Source organism: Intestinimonas massiliensis (ex Afouda et al. 2020) (assembly GCF_900626285.1).
GTDB lineage: Bacteria > Bacillota > Clostridia > Oscillospirales > Oscillospiraceae > Flavonifractor > Flavonifractor massiliensis_A.
This window is the reverse complement of the sequence record NZ_LR131147.1, coordinates 1,540,773-1,558,014: the sequence shown is the minus strand read 5'-3', so window position 1 is coordinate 1,558,014 and position 17,242 is coordinate 1,540,773. Positions and strand designations below refer to the sequence as shown.

The window sequence follows — 17,242 nt, the reverse complement described above, 5'->3', positions numbered from 1 at the left end:
TCGTCGGGTGTGGAGCAGGAACTCAGGCATTGAAATAATAGCCCAGGCCACGTCTTGTTACCACGAACTGGGGGGCGGCCGGGTCGTCCTCCACCTTCTCGCGCAGGCGGCGCACCGCCACGTCAACAGCCCGCACGTCGCCCACATAGCCCTCGTAGTTCCACACGTGCTCCATCAGCGCCTCCCGGGAAAAGACCTTCCCCGGCTGGGAGGCCAGGAAGCGGATGAGTTCATACTCCCGCTGGGTCAGCTCCAGGGGCCGGCCGTCCTTGTAGACCACCATCAGATCGGGATCAATGGTGATCCGGCCCAGCTCCAGCCGCTGGCCGGCGGGCTTGACCGCACCGGCGGGTGCCGCGGCGGCGGCCATCTCGTTGCGGCGGATGTTGGCCTTTACCCGGGCCAGCAGTTCCCGCATGGAAAAGGGTTTGGTGATGTAATCGTCCGCCCCCAGCTCCAGCCCCAGGACCTTGTCGGTCTCCTCCTCACGGGCGGTGAGCATGATGACGGGCGTGCTCCGGCCCGCCTGGCGGAGATTGCGGCATACGTCGAAACCGTCCATCTTGGGCAGCATCAGATCCAGCAGAATGAGGTCCGGATCCTGCTCCAGGGCCAGCTGAAGCCCGGCCTGGCCGTCGTAGGCCTCCAGGGTCTCGTAGCCCTCCTTGCTCAGGTTGAAGCTGAGGATGTCCACGATGTTCTTCTCGTCCTCAACGATCAAAATGCGCTTGCTCATCTCTGCCTCCTGTCTCTGTTTACAGACCCAGCAGCTGCTTGGTTTTCAGTACCAGCGCCACGGTCTTGGCATCTGTGATCTCACCGGACATGACCTTTTGGAACAGCTGGTCAAAGGGGATGCGCTCGCTTTCCAGAAATTCGTCCTCATCCGGATGACACTGGCCCTGCTTCAGATCCTGGGCCAGATACATGTGCAGCACCTCGGTGGAAAAACCGGGGGAGAGGTACAGGCAGCCCAGGTAGGTCAGTCTGCCGCAGGTGACCCCCACCTCCTCCTCCAGCTCCCGCAGGGCGGCGGGCCGGTGGGCCTCCCCCTTCTCCAGCTTGCCGGCGGGCAGCTCGGTGACTACCTCCTGGAAGGGATAGCGGAACTGGCGCACGATGCTCACCGTCCCGTCGTCAAACAGGGGCAGGATGCACACCCCGCCGGGGTGCTCCACCACCTCCCGGCGCACCACCGCGCCGTTGACCAGCTGGGCCTGATCCAGCTTGACCGTGACGATTTTCCCCTCAAACAGGGTCTTGCTTTCCACCGTTTTTTCCCACAGCTCCATGGTCCGTGCTCCCTTCCCGTCCGGGCCTTCCGCCCGGGCTGCGTATGAATGTCCATAGTATACCACATTTCCCGGCCTGGTTCCAGTCTCTCCTTTTCCAATCTCTCCAAGGATTACAGCTATCCCCGGCGGGACCTGTCCGGTATAATGTGACCATGACCCTAAGGAGGAACGCTATGACCATCCAATCCATCGGCAGTGCCAGCGTGGCGCTCTACATCACCCCCGCCGACCTGAAGCAGTACGGCCTCACCCCATCTGAACTCACCCTGGAGCGGGCTCTGGAGCTGACCCGGTCCGCCTTCCGGGAGGCGGGCATCACGCTGGAGGGCGGAATCGAGATCGAGGCCTACCCGGAGAGCTGCGGCGTGCTGGTCTTTGCCCATGTGCGGGTCCCGGAGCGGAGCTGGTTTTCCTTTGAGCGCCTGGAGGATCTGGCCGCCGCCGCCCGCTGTATCCCCAGCCCCTGCCCGGATACGGTGCTGTTCTGGTGGGGGGAGCGCTGGTGGCTCTCCCTGCCCGGTGACCGGCGGGAGACGGCCGCCTTCCTGTCCGAGTTCGGGCGGTGCGAGGACGACCGGCCCCATCTGGACGCCTGTCTGGCCGAACACGGCCGCCAGGTGCTGGAGAAAAACGCCCTGGATGGGATCCGGACCTATTTCCCTGTCTGAGCTATTGACAGGCGTGGTATAATAAAAACTCAAGGACTTTATCCCGGAAGGGAGGCGGACCCATGGAGGGAAAGGGCATCAAGATCGTGGCCAAGAACAGCAAGGCCTACCACGACTATTTCATCGAGGATAAGTACGAGGCGGGCATCGAGCTGGCGGGCACCGAGGTCAAGTCCATCCGGCAGGGCCACGTCAACCTGAAGGATTCCTTCTGCATCGTCAAGGACGGCGAGATGCGTGTCCACGGCATGCACATCAGCCCCTATGAAAAGGGGAACATCTTCAACAAGGACCCCCTGCGGCCCCGCCGGCTGCTGATGCACAAGCGGGAGATTTTGAAGCTGTTTGCCAAGGTGAAGCAGGACGGCTATGCCCTGGTCCCCCTGTCCGTCTATTTCCGGGGCCCCCGGGTGAAGCTGGAGGTGGGCCTTGCCAAGGGCAAAAAGCTCTATGACAAGCGGGACGCCGCCGCCGCAAAGGATGCCAAGCGGGAAATGGACCGGGCCATGAAGACCCACCGCCGGGGCGGCTATTGATGGAACAGAAAGGAAGGATCTCACATGGCGCAGAATCCTATCGTGACCTTTGAAATGGAAAACGGCGGAAAGATGGTGGCTGAGCTCTACCCCGATGTGGCCCCCAATTCCGTCAACAACTTTATCAGCCTGGTGAAGTCCGGCTTCTACAACGGCCTGATCTTCCACCGGGTGATCCCCGGCTTCATGATCCAGGGCGGCTGCCCCCAGGGCACCGGCATGGGCGGTCCGGGCTACTCCATCAAGGGCGAGTTTGCCCACAATGGCGTGAAGAACGACCTGAAGCACGACCGGGGCGTGCTGTCCATGGCCCGTGCCATGCACCCCAACTCCGCCGGCAGCCAGTTCTTCATCATGGTGGAGAAGGCGCCCCACCTGGACGGCGAGTACGCCGCCTTCGGCAAGGTGATCGAGGGCATGGACGTGGCTGACGCCATCGTGAACGCCAAGCGGGACCGGATGGACCGGCCCTATGAGGATCAGCGGATGAAGTCCGTCACCGTGGAGACCTTCGGTGTGGACTATCCCGCGCCTGAGAAATGTTAAGCTCGGTCAACAGACCGTGATCGTTGTTCCCAGACAGGTACTGTACCCTCCCGATCCCGGCGGAGCCCAGCACAGCGGGTCCGCCGGGAAGAGGAGGAGCAAGGGAGCGCAGGGAGGGATGCCCACGCCTGGGCGTCCCGAGCAGAGCGGACTTTGCGACGACGAGGGGGCGTACTGGTTTCGACGGGGACGTAGAGGCTGGAATAGCGGGCGGATGCGCCTGACATCCTAAAAACAGGCAACTTATAAATTAAAGAACAACGATAACGTTGAGCTTGTCGCGGCTTAAGCCGTGACCGTCCCACCCGGAAGGACCACGGTCCGGGATGGGGCGTCGTTTAGTGGTGCACGTGTGTGCGCAAAGCTTTGAGCGCACCATGAACAATGAAGCTACCGGACCCTGTAGTTTGACGGCCTACGCCAGGGCGAGGGAATGTAAATGACCGTCTGCGCCCGGAGAAGTTCCAGCGGAAGCGTTTTCGGACGGGGGTTCGACTCCCCCCGCCTCCACCATGAAAAGCACCTGCGAAAGCAGGTGCTTTTCTTTTGGGAGCCATAGGCTCATTTTTATTTACAGGCACCGTGAGAAATTGAACTGCCAGGCAGGACTGCGCCTGCGCAGGTCAGTTCCGCCGGTTCTGCGGCGTAACACCCTCTTGCCGGCCTGCCATCCGGGGCGTGCGCCCAATTGAAAAATAACCTAAAATAATATTTGCAAAAGCACATAAGAGAGGTATAATAATCTTGTATATTATGTGACAAAAAACTGAATACTATGCAACTTGCATATTATGTAAAAATTTTTTATTTTGCCGGATAAATTAATCTAGGATAATGCTCAAAGCGTGTTTAGCCAGTATAATGAATTAATGCAACACACGATAAAGGAGCTGAGGCCATGCGGGCGGATGAATTCTATGCGGACGTATATCATGTGTCCGATAAGGAACTGATCCGGCAGCTTGCGGGCAAAACAAAGCAAAAATTTGCGAAAAAGGGAGAGGTAATTGTACAGGAGGGAGAAGTACAGACCTGGACCTATTTCCTGGTCAGCGGCGTACTTCGGGGGTTCTTTTTGGACGCCAAAGGCCGGGATATTACGGATTGCTTTGCGTTCCAGTGCGGGGCCCCGGCGGTCTCCTGCATTAAATTTGGAGAGCCGTCCTTCGTCAGCATTGAGGCGCTGACGGACTGCGAGCTGTTGGCGATCCCTGTTTTCGATCTGATGGAGCTTCTGCGGGACAACCCCCAGCTGCTGCGGATCTATAATGAGCTTCTGACAAATGCCTTGCGGTATCACTGGTCTATGAAGGCGCTGATTTATCAATATACAGCAATGGAACGGTACCAGTGGTTCCTGAAGTACTATCCCGGGCTGATCGAGCGGGTCAGCGGCAAACATGTGGCGTCCCTGCTGGGGATGACCTCCGTGACGCTGAGCAGGCTCAAACGGGCGATCCGGGAGGGACGGGCGGCCCGGGAGACGGTTGGCTGCACTATGGAAGGAGGGGCTGAATGAGAAAACGAATTTTTGGCTGGATCCTGGCGGTATGCCTGATCCTGGGGCTGGCGCCGGGGGCGCTGGCTGCGGGATCGGGAACGGCCCGGGTGGTGTTTGAGGGCGGCAAGCCGGACGCCAACGGCTGCTTTACCGTGGATATGCGGATCTACAACGCCACCTTTAACGCGTTCCAGTTTGTACTGTGGTATGATCCGGCCACGGTGGTTCCGGTGGATGCCAGCGGAAAAGAGACGGACGTCTTTTTCGACTTCGCGGCAAAGCAGGACGACGGCTGGATGGCTACCATCGGCACTTCCATTGATAGGGAGAAGCACCTGATCGACTTTACCGGCTATGTGACCCCGGGCATGAGTGTGGCGACGGACGGAGCGCCTGAAACCGGCGTAGCCATCGTAGGGGAGAGCGGGCTGGACCTGTTTACCTTCCGTTTTAAAAAGGTAGGGGAACAGCCGGTGGTGCTCAAGCTGGCGGTAAAGGACGGCGGGACGCCCTGGCAGGAGTACCTGCCGGAGGGCGGCGCGGTGCTGGACGCCGGGATTGCCGCTCCGCTGGAAGTGGAATTCAAGTATTCCGCTGAGACCGGCAGCAGCGGCACGGTGGATGTGCCTCAGCCCGGTGAGCCGGAGCCCACGGCGGAGCAGCTGCTCCAGGCGGGCATTTTCCTGAAGATCGGCGGCCATGCGGCGGTGGTGGAGGGCGGCGTTACCGCCATCTATTCCGGCGAGCCCAATGTGACCGCCTATGCCCACGACAACCGGACCTTCGTGCCGGTGCGCTTTGTGGCCGAGCGGATGGGGGCGAAGGTGGACTGGGAGAACGACACCCAGACCGCCGTCATCACCAAGGGCGGCCACACCATCCGCATGAAGGTGGGTGAACTGACCTACACCCTGGACGGAGTGGAAAAAAAGCTGGATGTCCCGGCTGAGTTTACCCCGTCCGGCAGCAACGAGTTCCGCACCATGGTGCCGGTGCGTTTCGTCACCGAAGCGCTGGGCTACCAGGTGGAGTGGGATCAGGCCCGCAATCTGGCGGTGGTGATCGACCCGGCATACGGCTGGGATCCCGCCGGCAGCGTGGAGGCTGAGACCATGGACGAGGTTGTACGTCTTTTGACCATGTATGGCGGATTCGTATAAGGAGGGAAGGAAATGAAAAAATGGCTCAGACTGGGGCTGTGTCTGGGGCTGCTCACCGTGGCTCTGACCTGCTCTGCACTGGCGGCAGACGATGAGTACACGACGAGTACCAACGGTACAGTGACTTACAGCGAGCAGACCGGCAAGTACACCGCCAGCTATGATGGAACCGCATCCGGCAAACAATATGCCCTGTTGGTGGTAAAGGGAACGCCGACTGATTACAGCGTCAGCGAGGACACCATCATGTACATTGACCAGAAGGCCGCCGGTGCCGACGGGATCAGCTTTGACTTTATCCCCAAGAGCACCCCCGACTGCGTGGTGCTGTTGGGCGGCGAGTTTGCGGGAGCGGATTCCCCGGTGGTGCTGGGCACCCTGAAGGGACAGGGTGTTACGGTCAGCGGAAAGGTGAGCCTGCAGGGCCGTACCGATCATTCCGGCGCTGCTGTGACGCTGACCGGCGCCAGCGGTACCTATACGGCCACCACTGATGCCAGCGGCGCCTATGCTCTGGATGGTGTGGCTCCCGGCAGCTACAAGCTGACCATCACCATGCCCGGTTATCTGTCCTATATTAAGACCACTTTGACGGTGGAAGATGAGCTGAGTGTGCCCGCTAAGGACCTGCTGGGCGGCGACATCGAGGTAGATGGTCAGGTGACCATCCGGGATCTGTCTGTTCTGCTGGGTGAATACGGACAGAGTGTATCTGCTGGCCCGGACATTAATGGAGATGGTCAGGTGACCATTCTGGACTTGTCCATTCTGCTGAGCAATTACAATCAGGTCAATATAACAGAAGCGTGACAACTGAAGGAGGTATATCATCGTGCGTCATTTAAGAAAAGCGGCGGCAATGCTCCTGACACTGGCAATGCTGGTGGGGATGGTTGCTGTTCCCGCGGCGGCTGTGGAGAAACCTGCCCTTACTACCAGTATGGAGCAGGTGGAAGGGGATATCTATAAGCTGTCCTTCAAAATTACATCCAACGGCCTGAATGCTGTCAACGTTCTCTTTTCTTTTGACAATGCGGCTATTACACCTGTCAACGCCAATAGCCATGCAGAGGTTGACGTTACCAAAGCAAAGCCGTCTATCCAGGTTGAACTGATGGACGCGGCGGATACCGCTTATGGTTTACTTATTTCCGGCCTTGAAAACGGTGGGAGAAGTGCACTTAGCGTTAGCATGTACCCCACTGATCCCGACTACAAAAACGAGTCGGAACTCAATGATACAGCTCTGTTCTCCTTCTACTTTAAACTCAGTGGAGAACTGGCCAAGGGCAGCTTTAAGATTGAGACCGATAAATCTGAGGGCAGTTTCCTCTCCCTGTTTTATAAGACGCCCGAGGCTCTGGCCAATGCCAGCGGTGCGTTGCTGTCTGATAAGACTGGCACAAACTACATCTATAACAAAGATGCTGCGGATACTCTGAATATCGACTTGACTTATATTGGAAGCGATAAGCAGACGATTGACACCGTGACCCTCAGCGCTGATCCCACCGCCGTGGTCGTGAACGGTGCGGAGGACCAGACCGTTACCCTGAAGCCTGAGGCGAAGGATACCGACGGAGAGGATTACCCCACTGATGGCGTGACCTATCAGCTGGACGCCGGCGGCACCGGCGCTACGCTGTCCGGCAATACCATCACCGTTCCTGCCAAGGCCGCGGAGGGCACCATCAAGGTGACCGCTCAGCTGGCGGGCAAGACCTCCAATGCTGTTACCATCAAGGTTACCCGTGAGACCCCCGTGGCTTCCAAGGTGGAGATCAGCGGTAAGGACAGCATCACCGTTCCCACCGGTGCTGACGTGACCGAGAAATACACCGCCGTTGTCACCGACCAGTACGGCACCGAGATGAAGGGTGAAACCGTGACCTGGAGCATCGCTCCCGAGAGCACCGGCATCACCATGGCGGACGGCACCCTGACCGTCACCAAGGAAGCCGCAGCTGCCGGTGCCGTAACCGTCAAGGTAAAGGCTACCGCTGGCTCCGTCTCCGATGAGATGACCGTTTCCGTGGCCCGGGAGGCCTCCAAGGCCGCTTCCGTCACCGTGACCGTGCCCGAGACCTCCGTGACCGCGCCCGCCCTGAACGCCGAGGCGGTTACCGTCCAGGCTTCCGCCGTGGTGAAGGACCAGTATGGCGCCGAGATTAAGGGCGCTGACGTGAAGTGGGAACTGACCGCTGCCCCCGAGGGCGTTACCATTGATGCTTCTGGCAAGATCACCGTGGCTGCCGCCGCTCAGGCCGGCAAGGTGACCGTGAAGGCCACCAGCGGCTCCGTTTTCGGCACCGCTGAATTCAGCGTCATCCGTGCGGAATCCACCGCTGCCTCCGTGGAGCTGAACCGCGACGGCGCCAAGGTGGGTGCTGCTGATACCCTGATCATCCCTGTCGAGGGTAAGAATGAGTATACTTACTCCGCCAAGGTTCTGGATCAGTACGGCGCCGAGATGAAGAACGCCGCTATCGACTGGACCTTCGCTACCGCCGACGAGAAGGTGAGCGCCGCCGGCGGTGTTGTGACCGTCAACGCCGGTGCCGCCAAAGATAAGACCTACACCCTGACCGCCACTGTGAACGGTACTGAGGTGAAGGCATCCACCACCATCACCGTGAAGGACATCGAGATCACCTGGCCCACCGTGACCGTGAAGGAGAACCCCGTTTACGGCGACACCTGGGGCCAGATCGTGACCATTTCCGGCGGCTCCGCCAGCATCAACGGCCAGAAGGTGGAGGGCACCTTCTCCGTGAAGAGCGCTGATGCCCGTCCCGACGCCGGCAAGAGCAGCTACGTGCTCAACTTCACTTCCGCAGACAAGGCCTACAATGTGGACTACACCGGCGCTGAAGTGACCGTGGCCCCCAAGGCCATCACCATCACCGGCGTGACCGCTACCGACCGTGCCTACGACAAGACCACCACCGTGGCCATCACCGGCGGCACCCTGGTGGGTGTGCTGGAGGGCGATACGGTGAAGGCCACCGTTCCCGCCACCGGTACCATTGAATCCGCCAACGCGGGCAGCAACCTGGCTGTGACCCTGGGCGAACTCACCATTGACAACGCCAACTACACCTTGACCCAGCCCACCGGCATCACCGTGAACATCACCAAGGCTGAGATCACCTCCCTGGATGTGACCAGTGTGGCTGATGTCACCGTCCTGGCCTCCGCCGTGGACAGCATCGACGCCGTGAAGGGCCAGATCCCTGTGACCAAGGCTACTGCCACCTTCGGCGACGGCCTGACCGAGGAGGTCACCATCACCTGGACCACCAGCGACGGCTTTGCTGGAAATACCGACAAGACCTACACCTTCACCGGCACCGTGGGTACCGATAACCTGGACGGCAGCAAGCTGACCGCTCTGACTGCCAAGGTCATCGTTACCGTGAAGTTCCCCGTGGGCGTCACCGTTACCGCTCCCGCCGATGTGACCTACGGTACTGTCGTGGGCGATCCCTCTGCCGTTCAGGTGGAGAAGGAGCACGGCGTCGATCCCAACCCCGACTGGAAGTTTGAGTACGAGGGCGCGGAGGGCACCACCTATGCCCGCTCCGAGACCAAGCCCACCCAGGCCGGCACCTATGTGGTGCACGCCACTCTGGTGAGCGAGAAGTACGCCGGCAGCGGCGTCAGCGCCACCTTCAAGATCAACCCCAAGGACATCAAGGACGCCGTTGTCACTCTGCCCGAGGATTACTCCGCCACCTTTACCGGCAAGGCCTTTGAGCCTGACGTCACCGTGAAGGACGGCGAGACCGCTCTGGTGAAGGACACCGACTACACCCTGTCCTATGCCGACAACATCAATGCCGGTACCGCTACTGTTACCGTCACCGGTAAGGGCAACTACACCGGCACCAACAGCACCTGCACCTTCGAGATTGCCAAGGCCTCCCTGGCTGAGAAGACCCCCACCATCGTGGGCGATGCCCAGGTGGGCGGCGTGCTCACCGCCAAGCTGGCTGATGTGGCTTCCGGCGAGTATGTCTGGCACTGGTACTACAAGGTGGACGGGGATCCCGATCATGCGGAGATCACCGCCGCCCAGGGCAAGGCCAGCTTTGTGGTGACAAGCGACCTGTCCAACAAGGAGATCTATGCCGAGGCCGTTGCGGCAGCGGACGGCAACTACCAGGGTGTCACCCTGAGCAGCGAGCCTGTTGCCGTGGCCCAGCAGGCCATTACCGGCACTGTGACCATTACCGCCGAGCCGGCCGCCATTGCCGAGGGCACTGTGCTGACCGCCAACGCTTCCGTCACACCCAGCAGCGCCCCCCTGAGCTACCAGTGGTTTGTGGGCGGCGTGGCCGCCGAGGGTGAGACCACCGGCACCTTTACTGTTCCCGCCGACAGCGCCGATCAGTCCATCACCGTGACTGTGACCGCCTCCGGCGACTATACCGGCAGCATCACCAGCGCCCCCGTCGTGGTGGGCAAGACCGCTCTGGCCGGTACCGTCACCCTGGCCCAGGCGGACGGCAAGATCACCGCCACCGTGGCTGACGCCGCTGAGGACAGCTACGACATCGTGTGGCTGCGGGACGGCCAGGTCATCTCCGGCGCTACCGGCACTGAGTACACTGTGACCACCGACGATAAGGGCCACACCGTTACCGCCAAGCTGGTGGCCAAGGAAAGCTACACCGGCGAGATCCTGTCCGACGAGGTCTCCGTCGCCGCTACCGCTCCCGCCGCGCCCACCGTCAGCACCTCCACCGGCAGCGGCCAGGTGACCGTTTCCTGGAGCGTATCCGACAACGGCGGCGCGCCCATTACCGGCTATACCGTCCAGTGCAATGACGAGACCGTCATCACCCTGGATGCCGCCACTGCTTCTTACAGCTTCACCGGTCTGGAGAATGGCACCGAGTACACCTTCAAGGTGAAGGCCGTCAACTCTGTGGGCGACAGCGCCGAGACTTCCGTCAAGGCTACGCCCAACGCTCCCTCCGGCGGTGGCAGCGGTGGCGTGACCACCTATTCCGTCACTGTGGAGAAGACTGACAACGGCACCGTGACCGTCTCCTCCAAGAGCGCTTCCGCGGGTGTTACCGTCACCATCACGGTTGCGCCCAACAGCGGCTATGCTCTGAGCACCCTGACCGTCACCGACAAGGACGGCAAGGAGATTGAGCTGACCAAGGTGAACGACACCAAGTACACCTTCAAGATGCCTGCCTCCAAGGTCACTGTGAAGGCTGCCTTTGCTGCGGAGGACACCCTGCCCTTCACCGATGTGGCCGCCGATGCCTGGTACAATGAGGCTGTTGCCTACGTGTACGAGCAGGGCATGATGAACGGCACCAACGACGGCACCACCTTCAGCCCCGCCATGAACCTGACCCGGGGCATGATGGCCCAGATCCTGTACAACCTGGAGAAGGGCACCGCTCCCGCTGAAGGCACCTTCACCGACGTGGCTGCCGACGCCTGGTATGCCGACGCTGTGAACTGGGCTGCCGCCAACGGTATCGTGAACGGCTATGGCAACGGCAAGTTCGGTCCCGAGGATTCCATCACCCGGGAGCAGATGGCCGTCCTGCTGTACAACTACGCCAAGTTCAAGGGCTATGACGTGACCGCCTCCGGCGACCTGACCGCTTTCGCGGACGATGAGAAGGTCTCCGATTGGGCGGAGCAGGCCATGAAGTGGGCTGTAGGCGAGAAGCTGATCAACGGCTCCAACAACGCCCTCAATCCTCTGGGCACCGCCAGCCGCGCTGAGGTGGCCCAGATCCTGATGAACTTCGGTCAGAACGTGGCCAAGTAAAAATGTAACAAACTGCACGCCAAAAGGGCCTATGCGTCTTGCATAGGCCCTTTTGGCCTGTTAAAATATGGAGAGACAAGGGAGGGGATCCTGTGAGAAGAAAAGTGGTTGTCATGTTGTTTCTGCTGCTGGCAGTGCTGAGCTGTACGGCCTGGGCCGCCGGGGACGAGCCGGTGGAGGAGTATGAAGAGGTCAACCTGTTCCAGTGCGGCAGCCTGGACGGAGCCCAGACCGTCCCCGGTGAAGTGGGCCTGCTTTCCAGCGAAGCGGCCTATCAGTGTATCTACCAGGGCCTGCTGGCAAAGCAGGAAAAGATTGACGTGTCTGAGTTCCAGATTTCACGCGCGGAAATCCCAGCCCTCTATGAGCAGGTGGTCAACGACAACCCGGAGCTTTTCTATGTGGGGAGCAATGTGACCTGGTGGCTTATCGGGAGCACCGTAGTAAGTATTGAGCCCTACTATCTGGAAAATCTGCCCGCTGACGCCGAAGTGCGGATGAACCAGGCTATAGCGGAGGCCCTGTCCCTGGTGGAGCCGGGCATGAGCCAGGCGGAGACGGCCCTGGTGCTCCATGACTACCTGATGGACACGGTGGCCTATGACTGGGATACCCTGGTAAATGGCACGCCCACGGACAAAGCGGTTTATAGCGCTTACGGCGCCCTGGTCAACGGGAAGGCGGTGTGTAACGGCTACGCCCTGGCCTATCAGATGCTCTTGAAGCAGGCGGGCATCAACGCGGTGAAGCTCACCAGCACACCGATGAACCACGCCTGGAACCTGGTGGAGATTGACGGGAACTGGTATCACGTGGATGTGACCCATGACGACCCGGCACCCAACGTGGAGGGAGGCGGCCGTCACTTCTATTTCCTCCGCTCCGATGAGAGCATGAACCGGGTGTGGGATACAACCAGTATAACCTGTCCCAATGATTACATCGAGGGCTGGTGGCTCAACAATACATCGCAGCCTGTGCACCGCTGGAATGGGGCCTATTACTATCTGGGCGGCTATCAGGAAATCTATCGCACCGAAACCCTGGGGGAAGACCCCGGAGTGCCGGTGGTGAGTGGTCTGGACAGAGACCGAAGTTCCTCCAATGGTGTCCGTTGGGTGGATGGCCAACTGTATTACCTCTCCATGGCTTCAAGGGAAGCCTACCGTCTGAACCGCTGTAACCTGGCCACCGGGGCCAGGGCCACGGTGGGGGAGTTCTCCTTTGCCCCGACCAGCTCCGCCGATGGGCTGGGCCTGCGCTGCAACCGGGAGGCCGGGGTCATTGAAATCTATTCCGACCTCCAGCCGGAGCTTGGCCCCCTGTTTACCTTCCCCCTCCAGAGCTATCCGGCGGAGTGGGACAGCCTGCCCCTGAATGCCGACACCCTGGCCGGGTGCGTGTCTGGCTCCGACGGAATTCTGCGGGCCGGCCTGGTGTGGACGCACAGTGCGGAGGAAGGGGCCTATCTGGCGGCCGCCTTCTACCGGGACGGGCGCATGGTGAAAGTCCAGGTAGTGGATTCCGACGGCTGGGAGACAGGCCTCAACGTGCTGGAGCTGGATACGGCGGGGCGTCCCGCCTATGACCGGGTGGCCCTCTTCCTGCTGTCGGACAGCGGAGTCCCTCTCTGCGCCAGCAAGACCACGGCATAAGCATAACGGCCCCTGCCCGGGCGGGCAGGGGCCGTTTCCTCTGATTTGCCTTGTGCGGCGGGGGAAAAATCGCTATAATAGAGCAAGAAATCTGGGGCTTGGGGGGAAACCATGGGAATCGACATTCTGGTTGTGGACGACGAGGCGGCCATCGCCAATCTGGTGGAGGTCTACCTGACAAACGAGGGCTACACCGTCCACAAATTTGACAACGGCGCCGACGCCCTTGCCTGTGTGGCGGGGCGGAAGCTGGACCTGGCCATTCTGGACGTGATGCTGCCCGACATGGACGGCTTCACCCTCTGCCAGAAGATCCGGCAGGACCATCTGTTCCCCATCCTCATGCTCACTGCCAAGGTGGAGGACATGGACAAGATCACCGGCCTGACCCTGGGGGCGGACGACTACATCACCAAGCCCTTCAACCCCCTGGAGCTGGTAGCCCGGGTCAAGACCCAGCTGCGGCGGTACCTGAAATACAACGGCTCCGGCGGTGCGGGGGAGATTACGGAATACGACATCCGGGGCCTGCAGATCTCCCAAACCACCCACAAGTGCGTGCTCTTCGGGGAGGAGCTGGCTCTGACCCCCCTGGAATTCTCCATCCTGTGGTATCTGTGTGCCCACCAGGGCAAGGTGGTGTCCAGCGAGGAGCTGTTCGAAGCGGTGTGGGGGGAGAAGTTCATGGACAGCAACAACACCGTTATGAGCCACATCGCCCGTTTGCGGGAGAAGATGCACGAGAACAGCAAGAAACCCAAATTCATCAAGACCGTCTGGGGGGTGGGGTACACCGTTGTATAGGAATGAGGAGGAGGTCCGGCGGGCCGCCCGGCGGACCTGGGGACTGTACCTGCTGATCCTGGCGGGCTGGGTGGTGGCGGTGCTGCTGCTGGCCCTGCTGGGGTTCCTGGTGTGTTCCGGCGTCACCTGGTATGAGAGCAGCCCCCTGTATCATTTGATGCGCTGGGTGCGGGACTACATCGTCTTTGTATGCATGGCCACGGTGCTGGTGGGCTGGGTGGCCATCAGCTATCTGTTCATCGGCCGCCTGGTGCGGGATACCCAGATGGTGCTGGCCGGGGCGGAGCAGCTGGCCCAGCCGGACCAGGCGCCCATCCGCCTGCCCGCCAACCTGAAAAACCTGGAGGACCAGCTGAACCTGGTGCGGGAGCGGGCCCTCCGGGACGCCCAGGCCGCCAGGGAGGCCGAGCAGCGGAAGAACGACCTGGTGGTCTACCTGGCCCACGACCTGAAGACCCCCCTGACCAGCGTCATCGGCTACCTGACCCTGCTGCGGGACGAGCCGGACCTGTCCGCCGAGACCCGGGCCAGGTATACCGGCGTGGTGCTGGACAAGGCGGAGCGGCTGGAGGACCTGATCAACGAGTTCTTCGACATCACCCGGTTCAATCTCAGCCAGCTGGAGCTGGAGCTCCGGGACGTGGATCTGAAGCGGATGCTGGAGCAGGTGGTCAGCGAGTTCGGGCCGGTGCTGCGGGAGAACGGGATGACCTGTGAGCTGGACCTGCCCCTGAAACTCCGGGCGGTGTGCGACCCGGACAAGATGGCCCGGGTCTTTGACAACCTGCTGAACAACGCCTGCCACTACGCCTACCCCAACAGCGTCCTCCATGTGGCGGGGCAGCAGGAGGGGGAGCGGATCGTCCTCACCTTCCGCAACGCCGGCCGCACCATCCCGCCGGAAAAGCTGGAGCGGATGTTTGAGCGGTTCTTCCGGCTGGACAGCTCCAGAGGGACCCGGAGCGGCAACGCCGGTCTGGGCCTGGCCATCGCCAGGGAGATCGTGGAGGCCCACGGCGGCACCATCCATGCCAGAAGCGCCGATGAGCAGGTGATCTTTACCGTCATCCTGCCGGCGGAGGGCAGGGTGTAAGAAAATCACAAGCTTTCCAACAGAATATTGCAACCGCCCCGAAAGGGAAAGGAAAAACAAAAAGCGCCCTGTTTTGATACCATACGGGTATCAAAACAGGGCGCTTTGCCTTTTGGGGAGGAAAGAGAAATGAAAACCATTCTGTTCTTTTTCGGCGGCTGCTCCAGCGAATACGGGGTATCCCTGCAGTCCGCCTGCGGCGTGATCAGTCACATGGATCGGGAAAAGTACCGGCCCCTGCTGGTGGGCATCACCCGGGAGGGGGCCTGGCGGTACTACACCGGCCCCCTGGAAAAGCTGGAGGACGACACCTGGTGGAAGGCCGGCTGCCTGCCCTGCGCCCTCTCCCCGGACCGGGGGGAGAAAAAGCTGCTGCTGCTGGACGGCTCCGGCCGGAGCCTGCCCTTTGACGGGGCCTTCCCGGTGCTCCACGGCAAGAACGGGGAGGACGGCACCCTCCAGGGCCTGCTGGAGCTGGCGGGGGTGCCGGTGATCGGCTGCGGCGCCCTGTCCGGGGCGCTGTGCATGGACAAGGACCGCTCCCACAAGCTGGCCGCCCTGGCAGGGGTGCAGGTCCCCCGCAGCGCGGTGTTCTCCAGAGACGCGGATCTGGGGAAGATCCAGGCTGCGGCAGAGGAGCTGGGTTTTCCCCTGTTTGTCAAGCCGGTGCGGGCCGGGTCCTCCTTCGGTATTTCCCGGGTGACCGGGCCGGAGGGACTGCCCCGGGCGGTGGAGGAGGCCTTTGCCAACGACCGGGAGCTGCTGCTGGAGGAGGCCGTCCCTGGCTTCGAGGTGGGCTGCGCCGTGCTGGGCAGCCGGGAACTGACGGTGGGCGAGGTGGACGAGATCCAGCTGAGCCAGGGGTTCTTCGACTTTGAGGAGAAGTACACCCTGAAAACCTCCGCCATCCACTGCCCCGCCCGGATCTCTCCCGAGCAGGCGGAGCAGATCAAGGAGACGGCAAAGACGGTCTACCGGGCCCTGGATTGCAGGGTGTTTGCCCGGGTGGACCTGTTCCTCACCCCGGCGGGGGAGATCGTGTTCAATGAGGTGAACACCATCCCCGGCTTTACCGCCCACAGCCGGTATCCCAAAATGATGGAGGCGGCGGGGCTGGACTTTACCGACCTCATCACCCGGATCATCGAAGGGGGGCTGGCACAGTGAGGGTACAGGTGAAGGGTGTGGACCCCCTGCTGCTGGTGAATGCCGCCCACCCCATGCCGGAGGGGGCGGAACCGGAGTTGGCGGCGGTGGATGAGCGCTGGTCCCAGGTGCTGCTGGAGCGGCAGGCGGCCCGGATGCTGGCGGCCTGCATCCGGGCGGTGGGAGGGGAGGGGCAGATCGTGCCCGTCTCCGGCTGGCGCAGCCGAGAGGAGCAGCAGCGGATCTGGGACGACACCATGGAGAAAGAAGGAGAGGCGTTTACCCGGCAGTACGTGGCCCTCCCCGGATGCAGTGAGCACCAGACCGGCCTGGCCATCGACCTGGGCCTGGCCGCGCCCCACATCGACTTTATCCGGCCAGACTTCCCGGATACCGGCGTGTGCGGGGCGTTCAAGGAGCAGGCGGGGAAGTACGGGTTCATTCTCCGCTATCCCGCCGGAAAGGAGCATATCACCGGCATCGCCCACGAGCCCTGGCACTTCCGCTATGTGGGCGCCCCCCACGGAGCCATTATGACCCAATTGGGGCTCACCCTGGAGGAGTATCTGGAGCTGCTGGAGCAGGGAGGGGTGAGGATATGAGCCTGCGGGAAAAGCTGACCGACTGGTCCAAGGGGGACGGCCTGGGCTGGTTCTGGCGGCTCTACTGGCTGCGGAAGAAGGTCAAAAGCAGGGCGGCACGGGACATCCTCACCTTTCTGCTCAACCGCTCCGCCCACCGCCACGGGGGCTATGTGGGGCCGGGGGCGGACATCCAGGGGGAGCCCGTCCTGCCCCACGGCCTCCACGGGGTGTTCATCTCCCGGTACGCGGTGATCGGGGCCAACTGCCGCATCTACCAGAACGTGACCATCGGCGAGGTGGACCGGAAGGCCCCCGTGGTGGGCAACGGCTGCTGGATCGGGGCGGGGGGGGGCGTCTCTTTTACACATCCATCTGACGTTGCCGACATATCCCTTCAGAATTCCGGGGGTGTCGGCTTCTTATAAAAAAAAAAAATACATATAGAACATGTCGT

At 61.4% G+C, this 17,242-nt stretch carries 15 protein-coding genes and 1 other RNA gene; 14 read left to right on the top strand and 2 right to left on the bottom strand.

What is annotated here, in order from left to right; genetic code table 11:
* Positions 1 to 22 precede the first annotated feature (22 nt).
* Both E0E41_RS07940 and E0E41_RS07935 read right to left on the bottom strand, forming a co-directional pair.
* Entirely contained in the window at positions 23 to 736 is a 714-nt protein-coding gene (locus tag E0E41_RS07940; protein ID WP_130869437.1) for a response regulator, read from the bottom strand.
* 19 nt (positions 737 to 755) lie between these two features.
* Entirely contained in the window at positions 756 to 1,292 is a 537-nt protein-coding gene (locus E0E41_RS07935; protein ID WP_130869436.1) for an NUDIX hydrolase, read from the bottom strand.
* A 176-nt stretch (positions 1,293 to 1,468) separates the two neighbouring features.
* Here E0E41_RS07935 and E0E41_RS07930 point away from each other — a divergent pair, with 176 nt between their 5' ends.
* The 14 genes from E0E41_RS07930 to E0E41_RS07865 all read left to right on the top strand — a co-directional run bounded on the left by E0E41_RS07930 (position 1,469) and on the right by E0E41_RS07865 (position 17,213).
* Entirely contained in the window at positions 1,469 to 1,963 is a 495-nt protein-coding gene (locus E0E41_RS07930; RefSeq protein ID WP_130869435.1) for a hypothetical protein, read from the top strand.
* Positions 1,964 to 2,025: 62 nt separating this feature from the next.
* Positions 2,026 to 2,499, top strand: coding sequence for an SsrA-binding protein SmpB (gene smpB / locus E0E41_RS07925; protein WP_130869434.1), 474 nt, complete (start codon positions 2,026 to 2,028; stop codon positions 2,497 to 2,499).
* Positions 2,500 to 2,523: 24 nt separating this feature from the next.
* The gene (locus E0E41_RS07920; protein ID WP_130869433.1) at positions 2,524 to 3,045 is read left to right on the top strand and encodes a peptidylprolyl isomerase; all 522 of its coding nucleotides are present in this window, start codon (positions 2,524 to 2,526) and stop codon (positions 3,043 to 3,045) included.
* Positions 3,046 to 3,210: 165 nt separating this feature from the next.
* Positions 3,211 to 3,558: a transfer-messenger RNA gene (ssrA, locus tag E0E41_RS07915) on the top strand.
* A 385-nt stretch (positions 3,559 to 3,943) separates the two neighbouring features.
* Positions 3,944 to 4,564: a Crp/Fnr family transcriptional regulator gene (locus E0E41_RS07910; protein WP_130869432.1), complete on the top strand. Its 621-nt coding sequence runs from the start codon at positions 3,944 to 3,946 to the stop codon at positions 4,562 to 4,564.
* Positions 4,561 to 5,706 (top strand): stalk domain-containing protein, encoded by a 1,146-nt coding sequence (locus E0E41_RS07905; RefSeq protein ID WP_130869431.1) that lies wholly within the window; start codon positions 4,561 to 4,563, stop codon positions 5,704 to 5,706. Before E0E41_RS07910 ends, E0E41_RS07905 begins: the two co-directional genes overlap by 4 nt.
* A 12-nt stretch (positions 5,707 to 5,718) precedes the next feature.
* Entirely contained in the window at positions 5,719 to 6,516 is a 798-nt protein-coding gene (locus E0E41_RS07900; RefSeq protein WP_130869430.1) for a carboxypeptidase regulatory-like domain-containing protein, read from the top strand.
* A gap of 22 nt (positions 6,517 to 6,538) precedes the next feature.
* Positions 6,539 to 11,506 (top strand): S-layer homology domain-containing protein, encoded by a 4,968-nt coding sequence (locus tag E0E41_RS07895; RefSeq protein ID WP_130869429.1) that lies wholly within the window; start codon positions 6,539 to 6,541, stop codon positions 11,504 to 11,506.
* A 92-nt stretch (positions 11,507 to 11,598) separates the two neighbouring features.
* Positions 11,599 to 13,161 (top strand): transglutaminase domain-containing protein, encoded by a 1,563-nt coding sequence (locus tag E0E41_RS07890; RefSeq protein ID WP_130869428.1) that lies wholly within the window; start codon positions 11,599 to 11,601, stop codon positions 13,159 to 13,161.
* Between the two features lie 111 nt (positions 13,162 to 13,272).
* Complete coding sequence (gene vanR / locus E0E41_RS07885; RefSeq protein ID WP_130869427.1) at positions 13,273 to 13,965, top strand: VanR-ABDEGLN family response regulator transcription factor; 693 nt, start codon at positions 13,273 to 13,275, stop codon at positions 13,963 to 13,965.
* The gene (locus E0E41_RS07880; protein ID WP_130869426.1) at positions 13,958 to 15,058 is read left to right on the top strand and encodes a sensor histidine kinase; all 1,101 of its coding nucleotides are present in this window, start codon (positions 13,958 to 13,960) and stop codon (positions 15,056 to 15,058) included. The genes vanR and E0E41_RS07880 overlap by 8 nt, the downstream gene beginning before the upstream one ends.
* A 129-nt stretch (positions 15,059 to 15,187) precedes the next feature.
* The gene (gene vanG / locus E0E41_RS07875) at positions 15,188 to 16,225 is read left to right on the top strand and encodes a D-alanine--D-serine ligase VanG (RefSeq protein ID WP_130869425.1); all 1,038 of its coding nucleotides are present in this window, start codon (positions 15,188 to 15,190) and stop codon (positions 16,223 to 16,225) included.
* The gene (locus E0E41_RS07870) at positions 16,222 to 16,806 is read left to right on the top strand and encodes a M15 family metallopeptidase (RefSeq protein WP_242623729.1); all 585 of its coding nucleotides are present in this window, start codon (positions 16,222 to 16,224) and stop codon (positions 16,804 to 16,806) included. The genes vanG and E0E41_RS07870 overlap by 4 nt, the downstream gene beginning before the upstream one ends.
* Positions 16,803 to 17,213, top strand: coding sequence for a serine acetyltransferase (locus tag E0E41_RS07865; protein ID WP_207303205.1), 411 nt, complete (start codon positions 16,803 to 16,805; stop codon positions 17,211 to 17,213). Before E0E41_RS07870 ends, E0E41_RS07865 begins: the two co-directional genes overlap by 4 nt.
* Positions 17,214 to 17,242 lie beyond the last annotated feature (29 nt).

Bases quoted from the DNA above. Each gene is read 5' to 3' on its own strand.
- E0E41_RS07910 (WP_130869432.1), top strand. From the start codon at position 3,944: ATGCGGGCGGATGAATTCTATGCGGACGTATATCATGTGTCCGATAAG.
- E0E41_RS07900 (WP_130869430.1), top strand. From the start codon at position 5,719: ATGAAAAAATGGCTCAGACTGGGGCTGTGTCTGGGGCTGCTCACCGTG.
- E0E41_RS07930 (WP_130869435.1), top strand. From the start codon at position 1,469: ATGACCATCCAATCCATCGGCAGTGCCAGCGTGGCGCTCTACATCACC.
- vanR (WP_130869427.1), top strand. From the start codon at position 13,273: ATGGGAATCGACATTCTGGTTGTGGACGACGAGGCGGCCATCGCCAAT.
- E0E41_RS07940 (WP_130869437.1), bottom strand. From the start codon at position 736: ATGAGCAAGCGCATTTTGATCGTTGAGGACGAGAAGAACATCGTGGAC.
- smpB (WP_130869434.1), top strand. From the start codon at position 2,026: ATGGAGGGAAAGGGCATCAAGATCGTGGCCAAGAACAGCAAGGCCTAC.
- E0E41_RS07920 (WP_130869433.1), top strand. From the start codon at position 2,524: ATGGCGCAGAATCCTATCGTGACCTTTGAAATGGAAAACGGCGGAAAG.
- E0E41_RS07935 (WP_130869436.1), bottom strand. From the start codon at position 1,292: ATGGAGCTGTGGGAAAAAACGGTGGAAAGCAAGACCCTGTTTGAGGGG.
- E0E41_RS07865 (WP_207303205.1), top strand. From the start codon at position 16,803: ATGAGCCTGCGGGAAAAGCTGACCGACTGGTCCAAGGGGGACGGCCTG.
- E0E41_RS07905 (WP_130869431.1), top strand. From the start codon at position 4,561: ATGAGAAAACGAATTTTTGGCTGGATCCTGGCGGTATGCCTGATCCTG.
- vanG (WP_130869425.1), top strand. From the start codon at position 15,188: ATGAAAACCATTCTGTTCTTTTTCGGCGGCTGCTCCAGCGAATACGGG.